Origin of the sequence: Streptomyces sp. NPDC059668, from assembly GCF_042734135.1 — a bacterium.
Taxonomy (GTDB): Bacteria; Actinomycetota; Actinomycetes; order Streptomycetales; family Streptomycetaceae; genus Streptomyces.
Genome location: NZ_JBHWEL010000083.1, coordinates 1 through 18,198 on the forward strand (window position 1 = coordinate 1; position 18,198 = coordinate 18,198).

Annotated in this window: 19 protein-coding genes; 8 read left to right on the forward strand and 11 right to left on the reverse strand. The window is 66.2% G+C overall.

Annotated features, from left to right (window positions below; translation table 11 throughout):
- Window positions 1-41: 41 nt before the first annotated feature.
- Together ACFV2J_RS36240 and ACFV2J_RS36245 are read right to left on the reverse strand one after the other, a co-directional pair.
- Window positions 42-710 (reverse strand): hypothetical protein, encoded by a 669-nt coding sequence (locus tag ACFV2J_RS36240; protein WP_385095994.1) that lies wholly within the window; start codon window positions 708-710, stop codon window positions 42-44.
- Window positions 707-859, reverse strand: coding sequence for a hypothetical protein (locus tag ACFV2J_RS36245; protein ID WP_385095997.1), 153 nt, complete (start codon window positions 857-859; stop codon window positions 707-709). Before ACFV2J_RS36245 ends, ACFV2J_RS36240 begins: the two co-directional genes overlap by 4 nt.
- Window positions 860-1,035: 176 nt before the next feature.
- Between ACFV2J_RS36245 and dapA the strand changes: the two genes are divergently transcribed.
- The gene (gene dapA, locus ACFV2J_RS36250; RefSeq protein WP_385096000.1) at window positions 1,036-1,956 is read left to right on the forward strand and encodes a 4-hydroxy-tetrahydrodipicolinate synthase; all 921 of its coding nucleotides are present in this window, start codon (window positions 1,036-1,038) and stop codon (window positions 1,954-1,956) included.
- Here the strand turns inward: dapA and ACFV2J_RS36255 are convergent, their stop codons facing one another.
- Both ACFV2J_RS36255 and ACFV2J_RS36260 read right to left on the reverse strand, forming a co-directional pair.
- Window positions 1,957-3,171, reverse strand: coding sequence for a WD40 repeat domain-containing protein (locus ACFV2J_RS36255; RefSeq protein WP_385096003.1), 1,215 nt, complete (start codon window positions 3,169-3,171; stop codon window positions 1,957-1,959).
- A complete protein-coding gene (locus tag ACFV2J_RS36260) occupies window positions 3,168-3,728 on the reverse strand; it encodes a SigE family RNA polymerase sigma factor (protein WP_385096006.1) in 561 nt (186 codons plus the stop codon). The genes ACFV2J_RS36255 and ACFV2J_RS36260 overlap by 4 nt, the downstream gene beginning before the upstream one ends.
- Window positions 3,729-3,877: 149 nt before the next feature.
- Between ACFV2J_RS36260 and ACFV2J_RS36265 the strand changes: the two genes are divergently transcribed.
- The 5 genes from ACFV2J_RS36265 to ACFV2J_RS36285 all read left to right on the forward strand — a co-directional run bounded on the left by ACFV2J_RS36265 (window position 3,878) and on the right by ACFV2J_RS36285 (window position 8,387).
- Window positions 3,878-4,381 carry a hypothetical protein gene (locus ACFV2J_RS36265; RefSeq protein ID WP_385096009.1) on the forward strand — a complete coding sequence of 168 codons (504 nt, stop codon included), beginning with the start codon at window positions 3,878-3,880 and terminating at the stop codon, window positions 4,379-4,381.
- A 435-nt stretch (window positions 4,382-4,816) separates the two neighbouring features.
- Window positions 4,817-5,023: a hypothetical protein gene (locus ACFV2J_RS36270; protein ID WP_385096012.1), complete on the forward strand. Its 207-nt coding sequence runs from the start codon at window positions 4,817-4,819 to the stop codon at window positions 5,021-5,023.
- A gap of 1,431 nt (window positions 5,024-6,454) precedes the next feature.
- The gene (locus ACFV2J_RS36275) at window positions 6,455-7,150 is read left to right on the forward strand and encodes a hypothetical protein (protein WP_385084647.1); all 696 of its coding nucleotides are present in this window, start codon (window positions 6,455-6,457) and stop codon (window positions 7,148-7,150) included.
- A gap of 270 nt (window positions 7,151-7,420) precedes the next feature.
- Window positions 7,421-7,807, forward strand: coding sequence for a hypothetical protein (locus ACFV2J_RS36280; protein ID WP_385084649.1), 387 nt, complete (start codon window positions 7,421-7,423; stop codon window positions 7,805-7,807).
- Window positions 7,808-8,195: 388 nt separating this feature from the next.
- On the forward strand, window positions 8,196-8,387 hold the full coding sequence (locus ACFV2J_RS36285; protein ID WP_385084651.1) for a hypothetical protein: 192 nt from the start codon (window positions 8,196-8,198) through the stop codon (window positions 8,385-8,387).
- Window positions 8,388-8,790: 403 nt separating this feature from the next.
- Here ACFV2J_RS36285 and ACFV2J_RS36290 read toward each other — a convergent pair whose 3' ends face one another.
- Genes ACFV2J_RS36290 through ACFV2J_RS36300 form a run of 3 tightly spaced genes read right to left on the reverse strand, consistent with a single transcriptional unit; the run spans window position 8,791 to window position 12,211 of the window.
- Window positions 8,791-10,611, reverse strand: coding sequence for an AAA family ATPase (locus ACFV2J_RS36290; RefSeq protein WP_385084653.1), 1,821 nt, complete (start codon window positions 10,609-10,611; stop codon window positions 8,791-8,793).
- Window positions 10,608-11,096: an ABC-three component system middle component 2 gene (locus ACFV2J_RS36295; protein ID WP_385084655.1), complete on the reverse strand. Its 489-nt coding sequence runs from the start codon at window positions 11,094-11,096 to the stop codon at window positions 10,608-10,610. The genes ACFV2J_RS36290 and ACFV2J_RS36295 overlap by 4 nt, the downstream gene beginning before the upstream one ends.
- Window positions 11,097-11,101: 5 nt before the next feature.
- Window positions 11,102-12,211 carry an ABC-three component system protein gene (locus tag ACFV2J_RS36300; RefSeq protein WP_385084657.1) on the reverse strand — a complete coding sequence of 370 codons (1,110 nt, stop codon included), beginning with the start codon at window positions 12,209-12,211 and terminating at the stop codon, window positions 11,102-11,104.
- 783 nt (window positions 12,212-12,994) lie between these two features.
- On the opposite strand from ACFV2J_RS36300, the gene ACFV2J_RS36305 reads away from it, so the two are divergent.
- Window positions 12,995-13,363 (forward strand): hypothetical protein, encoded by a 369-nt coding sequence (locus ACFV2J_RS36305; protein WP_385084658.1) that lies wholly within the window; start codon window positions 12,995-12,997, stop codon window positions 13,361-13,363.
- Window positions 13,364-13,559: 196 nt separating this feature from the next.
- Window positions 13,560-13,904: a hypothetical protein gene (locus ACFV2J_RS36310; RefSeq protein ID WP_385084660.1), complete on the forward strand. Its 345-nt coding sequence runs from the start codon at window positions 13,560-13,562 to the stop codon at window positions 13,902-13,904.
- Between the two features lie 1,059 nt (window positions 13,905-14,963).
- Here ACFV2J_RS36310 and ACFV2J_RS36315 read toward each other — a convergent pair.
- The 4 genes from ACFV2J_RS36315 to ACFV2J_RS36330 all read right to left on the reverse strand — a co-directional run bounded on the left by ACFV2J_RS36315 (window position 14,964) and on the right by ACFV2J_RS36330 (window position 17,866).
- Complete coding sequence (locus tag ACFV2J_RS36315; RefSeq protein WP_385442724.1) at window positions 14,964-15,527, reverse strand: hypothetical protein; 564 nt, start codon at window positions 15,525-15,527, stop codon at window positions 14,964-14,966.
- 391 nt (window positions 15,528-15,918) lie between these two features.
- Window positions 15,919-16,911, reverse strand: coding sequence for a 2,3,4,5-tetrahydropyridine-2,6-dicarboxylate N-succinyltransferase (gene dapD / locus ACFV2J_RS36320; RefSeq protein ID WP_385084664.1), 993 nt, complete (start codon window positions 16,909-16,911; stop codon window positions 15,919-15,921).
- 71 nt (window positions 16,912-16,982) lie between these two features.
- Complete coding sequence (locus ACFV2J_RS36325) at window positions 16,983-17,546, reverse strand: TetR/AcrR family transcriptional regulator (protein WP_385084666.1); 564 nt, start codon at window positions 17,544-17,546, stop codon at window positions 16,983-16,985.
- Window positions 17,546-17,866 carry a DMT family transporter gene (locus tag ACFV2J_RS36330; RefSeq protein WP_385084668.1) on the reverse strand — a complete coding sequence of 107 codons (321 nt, stop codon included), beginning with the start codon at window positions 17,864-17,866 and terminating at the stop codon, window positions 17,546-17,548. The genes ACFV2J_RS36325 and ACFV2J_RS36330 overlap by 1 nt, the downstream gene beginning before the upstream one ends.
- Between the last annotated feature and the right edge of the window lie 332 nt (window positions 17,867-18,198).

Sequence of the window (18,198 nt, forward strand, 5' to 3'; positions counted from 1 at the left end):
GTGGGGCACGCCGTGTGTGTCCCACCGACGCGCCGGCCGCGCTACCCCCGCTCCCCACTCCCGTCCAGCCGCGCCAGTTGGGTCTGGAACCAGTCGAGCCGGGCCTGCAACAGGGCTGCCTCGGCGACGAGTTCGGACACCCCGAGCCCGGCGGACGGGTCCACCACCGCGGTCCCGCTCCCGGCACGGACCCGCAGCCCCTCCCCGGCCAGCCGGGCGAACCCGGCGAGCGACACGGACCTGCGGCCGCGTACGCACCCCGCGCACGCCGCCGTCAGACAGCGCCAGCCCGGCCGCCCCCAGCCCGCGTCCGCGAGCGCGGCGGCCACCGCGCCGCACGCGCAGGGGCCGACCGTCGCGGTCCGCACCCGCTGACGGGCGTGGCGGAAACCCCGCTCGAAGCGGATGTACGCGCCGAGGACGGTGACCTCCAGGAGAACGGCCGCCCGGTGCTCGGTGGTGCACAGCAGCGCCTCGGCGGTGGCGCGGTCGTGCACACAGTGGAAGCCGCAGTCGCAGCGGCGGTGCGGCGCACGGTGCCGCAGCCCGTAGACACAGCGCGCCTCGTCCAGCACTCCGTACGGCAGCGCGCCGCCCAGCGAGACGCCGGTGAACCCGGCCCGGGTGCCGTCCTGGGACAGCACCGGGTAGGCGATCTTGTATCCGGTCGGCGGCTCCGTCGGGCGTTCCTCGGGGAGCCGCAGCCTCATCGGACGACCGGGACCTCTTCGGGCGCGGACGCCTCTGGTTCCCTGATCTCCGCGATGTCCGCGATCTCCTCGGTCTGCCGGAGATCCACTTCTCCGGCGCGGACGTGCTCCTCCGCGACTCCGGTGGCGAGTGCCCTGCCCAGCCTCATGACGCCTCCCGCGATCTGCCGTCGACTTCCGTCCTCGCCATGGTGGCCCATGGGAGGGCGAGTTGGCACCAGTGCCTCCGGGAAGCCCCCGAAAGAGGCACCTCGTAGCACTGCTTGTCACCATGTCGTAGAAGAATTAAGTGGAGCTTCACCATGAGGGTGCCGACACTGCTCGCATGACGCACACCCCTCGCACCACTGCCCCGGCCACACCCGTGCCTCCCTTCGGCCGTGCGCTCTGCGCGATGGTCACGCCCTTCACCGCGGCGGGCCCGCTCGACCTCGACGGTGCGGGGCGGCTCGCCGACCGGCTGGTGCGCGCGGGGTGCGACGGTCTGGTCCTGTCCGGCACCACGGGCGAGTCCCCGACCACGACGGACGCCGAGAAGTCCGCGCTCGTACGGGCCGTGCGGGAGGCGGTCGGGGACCGCGCGTCGATCGTCGCGGGCGTCGGCACCGCCGACACCCGGCACACCGTGGAGCTGGCCCGGGAGGCCGAGAAGGCGGGCGCGGACGGCCTGTTGGTCGTCACCCCGTACTACAGCAGGCCACCGCAGGACGCCGTCGAGGCCCACTTCCGCGAGATCGCCGACGCCACCGGGCTGCCGCTCGCCCTCTACGACATCCCGGGCCGCACCGGCACCCGCATCGAGCCCGACACCCTGATCCGGCTCGCCGGGCACCCCCGGATCGTGGCCGTCAAGGACTGCGCGTACGACCTGCTCGGCACTCAGAAGGTGCTGGCCCGGACGGAGTTGGCGTACTACACCGGGTGTGACGAGTACGTGCTCGCACTGCGCGCGATCGGCGGGACCGGCTACGTCAGCACGGTGGCGAACGCGGCCCCGGGCGCCTTCCGCGCGATCCTCGACGCGTTCGACTCCGGCGACAGTGCCGAGGCGGCCCGGCGCCAGCGCCGGGTGATCCCGCTGGTCGAGTCGATGATGTCGGCGGGTCTGCCCGGCTCCGTCACGGCGAAGGCCCTGCTCGGCCGGCTCGGCCTGCCCGCGGGCCCGGTCCGCGCGCCCCTGCGGTCCGCCGGCCCGGAGGTGGCCGACGGTCTGCTGGCGGTGTACGAGGAGCTGGTGGCCGGCTGATCAGCGCCGGGCGAAGACGGGCTGCCACTCCTGCCCGGTCGGGTCACTGCCCAGTGCGGGGCCACCGCTCAGCGGTACGACCTTGTCGCTGCCGATCGTGACCAGTACGAGCCGGGGCCGGTACAGGGTCCCGCCCGGGAGCCTCTCCCAGGCGATGAGCCTCTTGTCGTCGACCCAGGCGAGCAACTCCGCTCCCCGCACCAGGGTGATCCGCTTGCCGGTGCGTGGATCGAGGATCGCGGAATACGACTTGTCGGGCTTCTCGCGCGTCAGACCGCTCGCGGCGAGGCCGCCGCCCGGGGACAGCCGCGCGCCGACGTCCGATCGGAGGTGACGCTCGTTCGCGGGCGCGGGGACCTTCTCGCCCTTCAGGTCGTAGAACTGCTGCATGCCGTCATGGCCGTTCGCGACGACGATCCGGGAGTACACCAGCCCGCCGTCGCGGCTGAAGGCGAAGTCTTCCCGGGTACCGGTGTAGTGGTCGGGGGCGACACCGCTCCAGATCCCCTTGCCGGAGCGCACGTCGACGACCAGGAACCCGGACCTGCTCGACCCGCCGAAGCCCGCCACCCACAGGGTCCCGGTGGAGGACTGCACCCTCTTGCGGAGGTCCGGGTTCTCGTCGTAGGTCGTCGCGACGAGCTTGCTCCCGTCCGTGGAGAACGCGAGTCCTCCCACTCCGTGGTCGACCGGGATCCACCGCTCGATCCTGCCGGTGGTGAGGTCGAGCAGACCGATCCTCCGGGTGGGCAGGTCGTTCTCCAGGACGGCGGCGGTCCGCAGCCCGGGGGCGACGGCGACGAACGACCACTTGCTGCTCTTCTCGTACCGTCCGGACCTCGGGTCGAGCAGCCAGTAGGTACGGGTGTAGACGGCGCGGTCCTTCGACTGCGGCACGGACTTCGCGACGTAGTACGCGCCCAGCGTCACGTCGCCCGCCGCGATCAGGTCACGCGGCGGCATCTGGTCGGGGTGGGCGCTCAGCCCGGTTCCGTCCAGCACGCTCGCGGGGCGCGCGTGGTCCCTGCCGGAGACGAGCGGCACCGCCACCGCGACGGCGACCACCGCGGCGGTGGCCGCGGCGACGGAGCCGAGCGTACGGACGCGACGGCGCCTGCGGACGCTCAGCACGCGGTCGGCGAAGCCCGGTCCCACGGAGGGCTGTTCGGCGGCCTGCTCCCGCAAGGAGTCGCGCACCAGTTCATCGACGTTCACGATCGCACCTCCACGGGCGAGAAGTCACGGGACGACGGCTGCCCGGCGTCCCCGGCACCCAGCGAAGCCAGTTCAGGGGCGAGGGCGCGCAGCCGGGCGAGCGAGCGGTGGGTCGTGGACCGCACGGTCCCGACGGAGCAGCCGAGGAGGCGCGCGACGTCCGCCTCGGGCAGATCCTCGTAGTAGCGCAGCACGAGCACGCTGCGCTGGCGTGCGGTGAGCCGGGCGAGCGCTCCGCGCATCACGACGCGCAGCTCGGCCGCGGCCGTGGAGTCCGTTGTGTGGCCTGCGCGTTCCGGCGGCTCGCCGACGCTCGTCTCCCGCCGGGGCCACTTCAGCCGCCAGCGGCTCACCTGCTGCCGGTACAGGATCTGCCGTACGTAGGCCTCGGGTTCGTCGATGCGGCGCCAGCGCCCGGCGGCCTTGATCAGGGCGTTCTGCAGCAGGTCCTCGGCCGCGTGCCGGTCCCCGCCGCTGAGCAGGACGGCCGTCCTCAACAGCGCGGACGACCGGTTCGCCACGAACTCCCGGAAGGTCTCCTGTGCTTCGGCATCCATCGTCACCTTCGTCTTTCCCGCGGGTCTTCTCCGACGGCCCTTGCCGCACTCCCCTGTCCCGTGTGACGCGCGGGACCGTCCGCCACTATGCCCCCGGCCGGAAGGAGATTTCCCGGCCTCCTGCGCCCGGCGTCCCCTACGGTGGCCCCGTGAGCCGACCGCTGCTGTTCCTCGACGTCGACGGACCGCTGAACCCGTACGCGGCCCAGCCGGAGCGCAGGCCCGAGGGGTACACGACGATCCGGGTGACGCTGACCCCTGGCCGGCCCCTGCGTGTCTGGCTCCACCCCGGGCACGGCCGCGCCCTCCTGGGCCTCGGCTACGACCTGTGCTGGGCGACCACCTGGATGGACGCCGCCAACCGCCACATCGGGCCGGTCATCGGTCTGCCCGTACTCCCGTACGTCGACTTCACCGGCGCCCTGTTCGCCGCCCGGCCGGACGGCGTGCACTGGAAGACGGAGCGGATCGTGACGTACGCGGCGGGCCGGCCCTTCGCCTGGGTGGACGACGAACAGTCCCCGGCCGACGACACGTACGTGACCGCCCACCATCCCGCCCCCGCGCTCCTGCACCACGTCGACCCCCGACGGGGCCTGCGCGCACCGGACTTCACGACACTGGAGGAGTTCGCGGCGACGCTGCCCGCGTGAGCAGTTCGACCTCCCGCTCGGCGAACAGTTCACTCGCTCTCACCATGGGCCAGGGGGCAGCGGGTGCGGCTTGGCATGTGCCTGTACGGTGAGCGCCGCGGACCTCGGTCAAGGGTTGAGGGGTGCCATGTCTGCGTGGGTCACTTTGGGAGCCGGCTGCTTCGGCGTGATCGTGGGCCTGTTGACCCTCATCGGTCGGGCGGTCCCACCACACGCGCGGTCGCGTTGGTCCGGGTGGGGTCGGACAGCGATGGGTGGCGGCTTCGTCCTGGACGGCGGAGCCAGACTCCTCGCCGTCTCATCCGGAGTGGGGTTGGTCGTCTCCGCCCTTGCCCTGGGGCTCGTCGTGCTCGGTGTGGTGCTTCAGATCCGGGCCGGCGTGTTCGCCAGGGCGCGTCACGCAGGCGACGGAAATTGAGCGGCGCCGGTACCTTCATGGGCATCCTGCGTCACGCAGTTCGGCGTCCGTTGCTGATCGTCTGGCTTGCGGCGCTCGCGGTCACAGCGGTCGTGGCGCAGTCCTGGATACCCGACCCGTGGTCCGGCCTGATCTACATCGTGATCTTGCCCGCGGGAGTGATCTCCATCAGTCGCAGCGCGGAACGCCACCACTCGGCCGACCGAGACCACCGCGACAGCTAGCCATGCCGTTCGTGCATCCGATCGGGCTTTCCGAGGACGGGCGAAGGACAACGACCGGCGGGCGCGGCCTGGGGAACTTCCCTCACCACCACGTCCGCCTACAAGGCAAGAGCGCCCTCCCCGGCCCCCCAGGGGCCGCGGAAGGGCGCTCAACGATGACCGACGTCGACAACTGCCGTCAGTTCAGCAGCGGGTCAGAACGGTGATCGTTCAGGCGGCCGCAAGTCACGGCCGCCGACGGTCAGTTGTGGCTGTTCTGATTGCGATGCAGGTCAGGAGGTCAACTTGCCCCGTGGGCCGTATCGGGGCCGTCTTCGGTGCTCTCCGGATCCTGGAAGACGGCCGCGCAAGGGTCGTCCACGGGTGGCGGTTAAGCCTTCATTCCCTCCGGCCCTCCCCATGCGCCCAATCAGGCGCACAGCCAAGCCGAGGCAAGCGGTGTCAAGCATCAACCGAGACAAGACAAACCCCAGGAGCAGCAGCGCGGTAAGACTTTCCCTACTTCATCAAGCCCCCGCCCGATGGGCGGGGGAAGGGCCCCGCCCGGCCGCAGCCCGCAGCATCCGGCAGGCCTCAGCCGTGGCGCACTTGAGATAGCAGAACACCACGACACTCTCGTTGGTCCCGTAGCTCTCTCACGCTCCGCCGACCTCAGCAGCGACGCCTCTGCCCCTGGTTCGTGGCCTACGGCTTCACGGGATGGCGTGGGGGCTCTTGCCTTCGGTATCCGTTCACGCTGGCTCACCGGCTTCCGCCCGACGCTACGGAGATCGCACCCCACAGGCCCGCGCCGCGGGCCGGCGCGCGGCTCGGGACTCGGGGCTGCGCTCATGCCTTCGGCCCGCGCCGCCCCGGCCCCGGCCCCGGCCCCGCGCCGCCCACCATCAGCCTGGGAGCATCACCGTTTCACGTCTCGGCACGCCAAGAGCCGATGCGCCGGACCAAGCCTGATTCCCCGCCACTCCCACACGCCAGGCCCCACCCTGGGCCAGCACCACCGCATGGCCGGGACGCATGATCCGTACGGACCCGAAAAGACGCTTTGGATCAAAAAGCAGGTACGCCACGGCTGAGGCCTGCCGGACACCACAGGCACTGGCGGGGCGGGCTCTGGGGGATGCGGTGATTGAACCCGCACCCTCAGAACATGCCTCCGGCGGGGGCGCTCAGGCTCCGAGATGGACGGGGCACCGTAGGCGAGTGCCGGCCCGTAGGGGCGTGCGCGCGGGGTGCTCCCATCCCATCAGCCATCGGCCCAGGCAGAGCCGAGCAGACGCGGCCCCTGGCGTCCAGGTCGTTCGTACAGTGGCGCGCTCCACCTGGACGCCAGGAACCACGCCCGCTCCACGGTGTGTGGGCCGACGGCAGACGGGATGGGAGCTGGGGTGAGTGGTGGGTGAAGGAGGGAGGCCCGCAGGCGACACTTGTACCGTGATAATCAACGATGGCAGCGGGACGATCGATCCCTGGGCGCTCCTCCTGGAGACGGACTGGAGCAGCGTCGACCACTGTTGCCCTAACACAGCCCCGGCGACCCCCGTCGTTCTGGCGGGGCTACTGGATGACGACGAGGATGTTCGGCGGACCGCCCTACGCGACCTCGGCCAGCTCGTCACCCACGGGAACAGCATCTATGCCGCCACTGCCCCGGCCGCTCGCTTCGTTATCGCCATCCTTGGCCACCCTCGAACAATGACCTTGGGGGTCTACTTCCACGAGGAGCGCCTTCGGCCTATGCGCGCGGCACTGCTGCAATGGCTAGGTGACCTCGCCTTCGACGCGACCTACGACGAAGACGGCCCGGGAGAACCTGCTGACGTCGCCGCGGTGCGTGCCATCCTCCCGCTGATCTACGAGGCGGCGCGACCGTACCTTTTCGATGCGGACCTTCTGATCCGGGAAGCTGCGGTGCACACAGCCGCGGTGACTCTCGTTACGCCTGAGCTGGCCGTACACGTCCCAGAGTTCGTTCCGTTGGTACGCAGCACGCTAAGCACCAGCGAATACCGGGGATACCGATACCTTGCTAAGTGGTGCCTCGTGACTTGGGGTGTGGAGCCCGGCCCGCTACCCGACTCGCGGATCTCAGGTCCCGAAGACGGCTACTCCGATGACCCGCCATTCTGAAACCGGTGATTGGCGGGATAGCCGCACTTGTCAAGACCGCGTACGGCAGTTGACACCAGCCACTGACACCAACAGGCGCGAACAGCAGCGGTCGACGTCGGACCCCAGTGGACGATCTGCCGAGGGGGAGGATCGGTTGACCGACGTCGACGGTCCCCGGCGATCGACCTGATAAGGATGAGGCCACTTGGTCAAATCCTGTGCCCAACTGGGGGCGCCGTCCTCGGCCTATGGACGGCGTCCCGATGGGCCCCTGTCCGCGAGGAACTCATGGCAGAACCGATTCACTACACGAGTTTTCCCGGCTTCGAGGGCACCAACCTGGAAGACAGCTTCGTCTTGGAGATCCAGGCAACACCAGGCCGACTGAACATCACGCTGGACCTCATGATCGGGTGGGCCCACCCGTCCTGCCGAGACCCACTCGAAGGTGAGGTGGCCTGCTTCCGGAAGGCCGTGATCGAGTTTCCCGCGGTTCAGGAACTCGCCTGGACCCGCCAGAGCAGCATCAGGCCGGCAGTGGATGCCAGCGGCGAGCAGGACTGGGGCGGGATCGATGCGCTGCGACAGCTCGGGGCCGTCTACCAACTCGAAGGCGACTGGGGAGCGATCGAGGTCGTGTCTCAGGAGCCGATCGTGCGGATCATCGCCGACTGATCTGCGGTACAGCAGGGAAGTGCAGCAACCGTGGCGACCGCAGGCAACCGGCACGAGCCTGTACCCGTCCGCCCTGGATCTCCTGGACGTCTTCGACCGTCCGGCGGCCTGCCCCGGCCGCGGGGCGTGCCACTTCCGTGCCAGAACGGGCGGGGCCTCACGGGGAATCGAGGTTCCCCAGGGTGCGCACGGCCTACGCCGCCCAAGGCAGGGATTCCCAGGTCACGCTCTGGGACCCCCAACCTCGCTCCTAAAGCGGTGCTCCATATCTGGCGGGTGAGATCATCCGTGTATGGCAGACGCACGGCTACCCCCGGGATGGTCCCTTCAGCAGATCCGCGACGTATCCGGGGACAAAGAGGCTGTCGCCCTGGGGCCAAACCGGGCGGTGAAATGGGTAGCCCGCCCCGGAGCCCCCGACGAGGCGCTGCACCCGGAGATCGTTCTCGGATTCCACGACCTGTGCCTTGTGAAGCCTGTCCATGACGACGACTGGTACATGGGCAGCCTGTACGACGACGGCAGTGTCATCTGTTGGGCAGCCTGTAACAATCTGTACGACGCACTGCGCGGTCTGTAGAAGCATGCGGGCCTGTCCCTGCACTCACGAGACTTCCTGAGGCGGCGGTACAGCAGCGAAGTACAGCAGCCACGGAAACCGATCCCATCCCGTAGCACCTCCCTGTGCCCGAAGTACGGCCTGTATGACCACCACTGACCGACCTCTCTAGAGCTACGGATCAGAAGGTGCCCGTGCCCCATCCGTGCCCGATCGCACGGGGAGCCGCGGGGAATCACGGTGCCGAGCGGGCACAACACGACGGCCCCTGACCGTATCGCCTAGTCAGGGGCCGTTCACCTGCGGTGGGTGTGGGATTTGAACCCACGGTGACATCGCTGCCACGACGGTTTTCAAGACCGTGTACGGCTTGCCTAGCCCATTGAGACTCCGCCGGCCTTTCGTACCTTGGCGCAGTCTGGACTCACAATGGGAAAAACCCCGGCCTCCCCTTGTGGACGGCGCCCGTGAATCGGTAGGCCTTAATCGATTGAACTGTAGGGGGATCCACATTTTCAACGACGATCACCTGGGAGCTAAATGATTCTCCTAGGTAGCGGTACATGTTGTGGGCGACGCTTACGCTCACGGTTGCTTCAGTATCGTCTGCATCACTGTCCGGACCACGGAAAGTGACAACTGGAGAGTCGAGCACGATAAACCCGGGATGTGGCAGCGCCTGTCGCCTGCAGTGCTCAGCCAGCGCCACGGTGAAGGCTGCATGCTGAATCGCTCGCACACCCTTGCCTCTTGTAGCACGAGAACGCCCATCGACCATGAGATCCGAGGTGTCAGCATCGAGTCTCACATCATCAGATCCCGGGACTTCCCAGTCCTGAAGAATTTCACCTACAAGTTCGGTGAAGGAATCGAGGTATTCGGCATCCACGACTCCCGGCGCAGCCTTTGTCGCACTTTTCTCCGTCGGCATTTCATCGCGCACTTGCTGAAGGCGCTCGATCTGCTGGTGAAGGGAAAGATTTTTCTCGGCGCCAGTTCGAGCACGTACGAGATCAGCAATATCTTGCCGAATCGGGGCGAGTTGCTGATCGAGTTCCGCTGCTCGTTGTTCGATGACCCGCACCTGGGATTCGGATTCTTCTACTGCAGTGACGGCTTCTCGTCTCTGCAGTGAGAGGTCGTCAATCGTCAAGAGCAGGTCATTGAGCAGCTGATTGGTCTTATTGATTTCCGCGGATACGGATTCAGCGATTGCCGTGCTTTCTTCGACAGTGTGCCCGGGTTCCTGATGCGCTGGATCGGCACCACAGAAGACACACGTGCCAGACCTGAAGAATCCAAGCAGGCTGCCTGCTTCCCTCACCATCTCAAGGCGGCCAAGATCGGATTCATACTGCTCACGTAGCAACCCAAACCTACTCAAGAGGTCGGAGACCTCACCGAGGCGCTGCTTAGTATTTGCCTGAGATGCGGCGAGAGTCGTGCGCTCCTGAAAGATTCCGGTACGAGCGGCCAGTACAGTCTCTAGCGATTCAGTCTGATCGGCAATCGACGTATCGATGCGCGCCACCTGCGACTGGAGCTCCATCAGGGTAGATCCCGGAGGAAGCTGCCCCTGGAGATCCTCAATCAAGGACTCGAGCAGTTCAATTTTTCCCTTGCTTACAATTTTTTCCGTAGGAGAAGTGGCAGCAACCAAAGCGGAGTCATCCTGGCCGGTGATGAAGGCCTTAAGAGTCGACTTCTCAACGGTTCGTGAAACATGCTGGCCTGTCAGAGCTGGTGGAGTCTGTGCTTGCATCCGCGTCTCGCTGACGACGCAGAGATGGGCCACGTTCCGAAAACTCAGGGATTGTGTCTCATTCTGCACATTCTTGCGAACTCTGTAATTATGAAGGCCAACCTTGCGCATCAGAAAGCGAGAAATGTTCTTTTCATTTTTCGGGTTATGCTTAGCCGAAAGGACAAAATCGGGAGCGGCAGATGGTGTGGCCCGCACATCCCCGCTGTAGACAGCAAAGTCTCCACCTTCAGGCGCGCGCGAGAAGGTAAATGCCTCGCCGTCAGAAAACTTAACACCAAGGAGAATTCTCGAGTAGCCCCCCGACTCGGGCACCTTTTTGAGTTTCGACCCTCCGAGCATGAAGTCGATCGCCTCGACCACAAAGGATTTACCGGTATCTGAAGCGCCGTAAATCACGGTGACCTTCTGCCCGAACTCAATGAAGGCGTTGGGCTTTCCGCTACCAATGAAGGTGAGGTGCAAAAGCTCCATGTAGCTCATTCGCCATTCTCGCTTTCGAGGCTCCGGTGCCTAGGTGACTCGTAAAACTCCTCAGACCACTTGTCGAACACTTGTGTCATCGCCTGGCGAAGATCATTGCCTCTCAGAGGGTGCAGCTCGGCTGCGACCCAGTCAGCTCGGTCTTGCAACTTATTCACGTAAGGTGCCTCAAGGATCTTCAAGAAGCCAGGAGCATCTTCGGTTGCCTGGTACGCAATTCCATCTGGTGTAACCAGTAGTTGCGCCATGCCGGCCCTGGAGAGCACTTGAAGACCATCAGCGATCAACTCGCGCTTGATCCCCAACTCTCCTGGGCGTGCGGGCGTTGCAGGATGGAGGCTCGGAGGGCCATCTAGATCACCGCTGTGCAGCATGGCGTGGTCGTAGTAGACAAGCTGGCCGAGGTCGAGGCTGTCAGGAAACACTTCACACAGCACCACGAGAACTCGAATTCCCACTTCCAGGGGGTTGTTCAGTGGCTCCATCGTCCTCACGACATCCATTTCAGCCGGTCCTCGTTTGCCAGTTGATGACAGATGCCCTTCCTGTCTTTTGTGTCCGCGTAGGTCACCAAGGCGTTACTGTTTAGGCTGACCGAAACAGCTTGTTCTAGAACCGCGGTCAACCTCTCCCAGCCATCCGGAAAAATGCGTTCTTCGGTTTCTACAACCCCATCGTAAATTCCCTCTTGCAGGGCCTCGAAAGTGCCGTGCGGTACGCTATCGCGGGCAAACAGCCTCAAAGCTTCTGCGCTGTAAAATGCTTCCCTTTGCCTTTTGAAATGCCTGCTGCACTTTACGTGCCCCAGCGCCGCTTCGAGCGATGTCACCTCGGTGCTGAAACGCTCTCGATAAATGTCTACCAACTGGTCGACATACCGCGATTCGTTGTCCTTGATCTCCGAAGGAGGCTCTTCAGTCGCAGAGCGGTCCTTCGGAGGCATCCCGAATCGTCGTGCATAATTAGCGGTAGTCGCATGGACCTGCAGAACATCGTCAAGGTCAGCACTTTCAAACATCGAGAAATCAGTATTCTTGGCCAGATCGATGATTCCGGAGAGCAGCGGAGCGTCGATAGCGTCAACCAAGCGGTCATCTTCAGCGAGCTGACCGAGGAACTTATCTTTGAGTTTGGATGGTGTGCTCAGCAGTCGATCCAGGGTCGGTCCGCAGCCCTTAGGGGCGTGGAAGACGTACCGAGTAGGCAAGACGTAATATCCCTCGACTGCGGCACGAAATACCTTCAGAATTTCTGGCCATGCATTGGATGGCATGAGGGAATTTTCATAGTGCTTGCACTGGAAGCAGTGCCAGTCTCCCTCAAATCCTTGCCGCGTCAGGAACGCGGCAACATCAGCGCCCTTGTCGTTTGCGCCGCCGATCCTCTTAACCGCTACATAACCCGCTGCGGTCGCTCGCGCCCACTCGAGAATGAACTCTTCCCATTCATCGGGAGAGTAGAAATAAATGATCTTCTGGGGAGTTTGCTTCGGGCCTGTGCTCGATTTCGCGCTTAGTAGAACTGTTTGCTGCTCAACGATGGGGGGGAGGTCTGAAACTTCCAACTCTTTGGGGGCAGGATTCTTGAGCTGGTCGGCCATGTATTCCCCCCGAGGAACCTGAAGGACTGCAGTTGCTACGAGCAGGTTTACCACGCAATCATGCCCTAGATCATCCCCCTTGACTCAACTCGGTAAGCATTGAGGCTCAGGAGAGAGCGCCGCGTCTTCATCCGCCCAGGTCAGCGCTCGAACCTGTACCGGCATCGCGGCATCCCCCAGGCTGGGGACCCCGAAGTCACCGTCACGAGCCGACCATCGCACCTTTCTCTAGTCGACGAGACAAGTCAGAAGCGTTGCTGAGGTCGGTGGTGGCGCAGCGAGACATACGCCTGCGTGGCCGACCGCGAGGCGCCGGTCGGCGGTGACTTGGAGGTTGCTGGCACGAGCCTTGCGAGCGGCGACCATCTACGAGGGATCTAGGCCGTGTCGAAGTCGAGCGACAGCCCGTACCCGGCGCAAGTGATTGCCCAGGCCAGAGCCCGATTCCAGGTGAAGGCGTCAGGTGCCCTCGTAAGCCCTGGGTCGTTCAGAACGTGCCACAGTCGTGCCACATCGAGCGGTCAACCACGGTCAATGACAGTTCGCCGCGGTCGAGATGCACGAGTGAGCTGGGCCGTTGCTAGAGCCCGTGTGGCCTGGGTGCGAGAGCTACATCGTCCCTCCGTCCTTACAACGCAGTCATCCACCAATCGAGCGATTGTGGGCACACCGCCTGCCTTGTAAGTTCCGCTTAGAGATCGGTTCGGCTCAGAGGGGGCGGGCAGGATGCCTGGATACGGTCGCGCGGACAGCGAGTGGGACTCGCTGGTAGGCGCAGGGCGAGTGTTCCTTGTTGAGCGAGCGAAGCTTGGCAAGGTCACCTCGTACACCGAGCTCAACGTCACCTTGGCCAGACGAACAGGCTTGAGGGCCTTCGACTTCGAGCGTGCAGACGAGCGGGCTGCCATGGGCCACTTGCTGGGGCTGATCGTGGAGCGGGATCAAGCGGACGCCCCCTCCGACCCTCCCCTGATGCTCTCGGTCCTGGTGAACTATCTGGACGCCAACGATGCCGGACCGGGCTTCTATCAGTTGGCCAAGGAGCTCCAGCTTCTGCCCATCAGCGCATCGAAGGACGAAAAGTTCAGCTTCTGGATCCAGCAGATGAATCAGCTCTACGAACGGCATGGTGCTCGCCCGGTTGTGACGTGACACGGCGCGGCGTGAGCCCCGCTGACATCAACGGCTGCTAGCAGACCCAGTTTTCAGCAGACGTGTATAGCCCCAGCGCACGCGTCGGGGCCCATGACGCCAGAACTTGGAGCGAACTTACAAGGCGGGTGTCGGCGGAGCGCTGCCCACTCGGGAACCGGCAATGACTGTCAGTGCTAGGTGGGAGTGTGCCGCCATGCAGGACGCACTCTTTGATCTGCCGGAGACACCTCCGGAGCACGCCGTGATCGCTCGGTTCCATCTGGGCGGCGGCGACCTCGGCGAGTCCGATCAGTGGACACTGGTCTTCGAAGCCGAGCGGTCGATGGCGGCCGCGGTCAAAGCAGCGGGTGTCGGTGAAGTCGACGGCAACGAGTTCGGCGGCGGCGAGGTCGTGATCTTCGCCTACGGACCTGATGCAGCCGCTCTGTACCGGGTCATGGAGCCTGGTTTGCGTGCGCTCCCGTTTAGGCCGGCGCATGTCGTGCTCCGCCATGGAGAGCCCGCCGGTGATGCGGCGAGGGAGCGCATTGATCTTTGAGGGCGCCCGGCGTTGGCGGTGGCCGCTGGGCCGTCTCTGGGCCGTGGAAGGTCGACCGATGGTGACAGGGGACACCGGAGGGTGACCGGTACCTCGGTCATCTGACCTGGGCGGGGCCAAACGATCTGCGACACTGGAAGGGTTATGCCGAAGCCCGGAGATTTCGCATCTGCCGAGTTCGTTGGTGGTCATTGGCACCAACGCCTGCCGCCAACCTCGAACGCCAGCCGGCCAGGGACGGCGGCGAACTGCCGATCAGGGCGCGTGGCGGTCGGACCGAATCCAAAGGACGCTGTGTGATTGCCTCGACGCAAAGTCTGCGACATCGGCCCGCCGGATCGGGGAACTGGGCACCATGGTTCTATGCCACGGCGCCCCTTGGACGACGACTCCCCCCGCTTCTGCCCCTCGCATGAGGTGGGGGCTACTCATTGGCCAAGGCACCGGGCTCTTGGGCGGAACCGTCGTGGCCTCTGTGGCGCCGAAGGATGCAACTTCAAGATCGACAGACGAGGCCGAGTCCGCCAGATCAGCGGTTCGCACGTTGAGGATGTCCTGCGGGCCCACCGTGAGGTGTGGCAGCAGGCAGAGGGGCGACGACACGGGCCTTGGCTCAGTGGGTCGTTCTACCTTGTGGCCGTTTTGGCGCTCACGGCCGCCACGATCAGCGCTAGTCGGCTGGCACCGCCGTGGACGGTGCCCGTCGTAATCGTCGGCTCTCTGCTCGGAGTTGGAACGGTGGGTGCACTCCAGCTTCGCCACGACGACAGGCTGAGTGAACGGCGTTTTGTGGATCTCATCAGACTGACCTTCCTGAACCTGCCCGCCCTACTACGGCGGTCTCCCCCTACCGATCCGCCACCTAACAGCCAGGGAGGCGCCAACAACCAAGAAGTGCCGCCGGCGTAGGCGTGTCAGGCCCATGCCAGCTAGGCCGGGGAGCCACGGAGAAGGCTGGGTAGCCAGACGCCGGCCCATTAGGCCCCTGAGGCTGTCCCGCTGCAGGTCACTCCCGGAACAAGAGCATTCTGCATGCAGCTGATCCCGGCTCTGTGGCTGTCAGCAGTCCTCGGGGCCATCGCCAACACCTCCAGAGTTCGCTTCGGTGGTGGTGCCGGTGGCACGGTCGTGTGCCTTCCCTGCGGCGACCATCACGAGCGCCACCAATCCGCTTAGCTCCAAGAATTTCCCCAGGATGCCGTCCGCGGTCTCGCTGGAGAATGTCACCGTCATCAAGGACGCCATGACAACGGTGCCGATAAACAGAGAAAAATGTTGACGACTCACCGCGACTGGGAGGTACTCGATGGCTTCCGAGGCCGTGAAGTTACGGATGCTGGCCTCCAGTTCTGCCAGCACTTCCTCGGGAACGTCGTCCTGAGGCATGGCTCGGTAGGCCTCTTCTACAGCGACTGCGGCCGTCGTGAGCTGAGCTTGACTGAGGGTACGGAACCCCTCCACCGTACTCATCAGCTGGGCCAGGCCGCTCGAGTCGAGGCTCGCGTGCAACTGCCGTTGGTACTCGGCAACGGAGGCCAGCGTCCTGGCCAGGCTAGCCAGAGCCGGTGAGTCGACGCGAAGGAGTTGCAGCGACGTCTCGGGCATCTCAGGTGTGGTCGCCATGACCGTCACCTTGCCACAATGCGGCCGAGTCGGGATGTGGGGTCTGCAATTCGCGAGCGGTGAGACGGCAGAGTGTGCCTGCTCAATGATTGATCCCCATAGAGCTGCGCGTCTAAAGGTCCTGACATCCAATGCCGACATCAACGAAACCGAACAGGGGCGTATGCCGGCATCGCTGTCCGACCGTCGCGCCGGCCGCCGACTGTTGCTGGAGCAAGATGGGATCGAACCTACAAGGCGGATGTCTCTCTCAACGCACGAGCGCCCTCCCGGGCCGTCCTGGGGCCGTGGAAGGGTGCTCGATGGTGACCAGCGTCGACAACTGCCGACAGCTCAGCAGCAGGTCAGAGGGGTGATCGGTGAGGCAGCCGCAGGTCACGGCCGCCCTTGGTCAGTTGTGGCTGTGCAGGATCTCGTTCAGTCCGTCCCACACCGCGTTGTTCGGCCGCGCCTCGACGGTTCCGGTGACCGAGTTGCGGCGGAAGAGGATGTTGGACGCGCCGGAGAGTTCGCGGGCCTTGACGATCTGGCCGTCGGGCATGGTCACGCGGGTGCCCGCGGTGACGTACAGGCCCGCCTCGACCACGCACTCGTCACCGAGGGCGATGCCGACGCCGGCCTCGGCGCCGACCAGGCAGCGCTCGCCGATGGTGATGCGGACGTTGCCGCCGCCGGACAGGGTGCCCATGGTGGAGGCGCCGCCGCCGATGTCCGAGCCGTCACCGACGACGACGCCGGCCGAGATGCGGCCCTCGACCATCGAGGTGCCGAGGGTGCCCGCGTTGAAGTTCACGAAGCCCTCGTGCATCACGGTGGTGCCCTCGGCGAGGTGCGCGCCGAGCCGGACGCGGTCGGCGTCGGCGATGCGGACGCCCTTGGGCGCGACGTAGTCGGTCATGCGCGGGAACTTGTCGATGGACGTCACCTGGAGGTGGAGTCCCTCGGCGCGGGCGTTGAGCCGTACCGTCTCGATGTCGTCGACGGCGACCGGGCCGAGCGAGGTCCAGGCGACGTTGGCGAGGTGGCCGAAGATACCGTCCAGGCTCTGGCCGTGCGGCCGTACGAGGCGGTGCGAGAGCAGGTGCAGGCGCAGGTAGGCGTCGTGCGCGTCGATCGGCTTCTCGTCCAGTGAGGCGATGACCGTGCGGACCGCGACCACTTCGACGCCCCGGCGGGCGTCGGTCCCGATGGCCTTGGCGGCGCCTTCACCGAGCAGTTCGACGGCACGCTCGGCGGAGAGCCGCTCGGTGCCGGCCGGGCCGGGCTCGGTGGAGAGTTCGGGCGCGGGGAACCAGGTGTCGAGGACGGTGCCGTCGGCGGTGAGGGTGGCGAGGCCCGCGGCGACGGCGCCGGTGGTGGTGCGCGTAGCAGTCGTGTCGGTCATGGGTGAAACCTAACGTGGCCCGGGCCGCGCGGGCCAACCGGTGCCCCCGTCGCCCACCCGTGCTCGGCCCCTCAGCCCTCGGCTCCGCTCCGGTCTCCGCCGATCAGCCGGCTCAACACCTCCCGCGCGTACGCCTCGTCGTAGGTTCCCCCGGTCAGCAGCACCTGGAGACAGATCCCGTCCACCAGCGCCACCAGCGCCCGTGCCGTGACGGGGTCGGTGCGGCGGGCGAGAGGGTCGACGAGGCCTTGGACCCAGGCGGCGGCGACCGGGCGCAGGGCGGGGCGGCGGAGGGCGGCGAGGTACAGCTCGTACTCCAGCTCGACCCCCGTACGCTCCCCCGCGAGCCATGCGCCCATGAGTCCGGCGAGTTCGCCCGCGAGGTCGACGCGGGGGTCCTCCAGCGCGCCGCGCGCGGCGACCATCTCCGCGAAGCCCTCGTTCGCCTGGCGCAGGGCGGCGACCATGAGTTCGTCGAGGGTCTTGAAGTGGTACGTGGTGGAGCCGAGCGGCACATCGGCCTCGGCGGCGACGGAACGGTGACTCAGCCCGGCGAGCCCCTTGCCGCCCACGACCCGGATCGCCGCGTCGATGATGCGCTGGCGTCGCTCGGGGTCGTAGCGGCGCGTCGCCATCAGTGGGCTCCGCCCAGGTTCAGCACCACGACCCCGCCGATGATCAGCAGTATCCCGGCCACCTTGGTGACGGTGAGCGCCTCCCCGAGGAAGAGCATGCCGATCGCGGCGATGACGGCGGTCCCGGCGCCGGCCCAGATCGCGTAGGCCGTGCCGACCTGGACGGTCTTGAGGCACTGCGCGAGCAGGAGGAAGGTGACGACATATCCGAGGGCGGTCACCAGCGACGGCCACAGTCTGCTGAAGCCCTCGCTGTACTTCATGGCGGTCGTGGCGGCCACCTCGGAGACGATGGCTCCGGCGAGCAGCAGGTATCCCATGTGTACAAGAGTACACATCGATGCGTACACCTGTACGCAAAGAGGTCGGCCTCCGGCCACGGGGCGACACCCGCGCGGAGTGAACCCGCCTGGCGTCCCACGCCCCGGGGCGCCCCCCTGCCCGGCAACCCGCCTCCGCCCACCGAGCACCCGGCCGGCGCCGTGGTCCCGGACGAGCCTGAGCCCGGATCCTGGCCGGGAGGCCCGGCGGCCGGGACGGGGTGCACACGGGCGTGGGGGGCGGGGGGCGGGGCGGGGGGGGGGGGGGGGCGGGCGCGCCCGGGCGCGCCGCAAGCCGGCTCCCCCGACGTGCACCGAAAAACACAACGAGA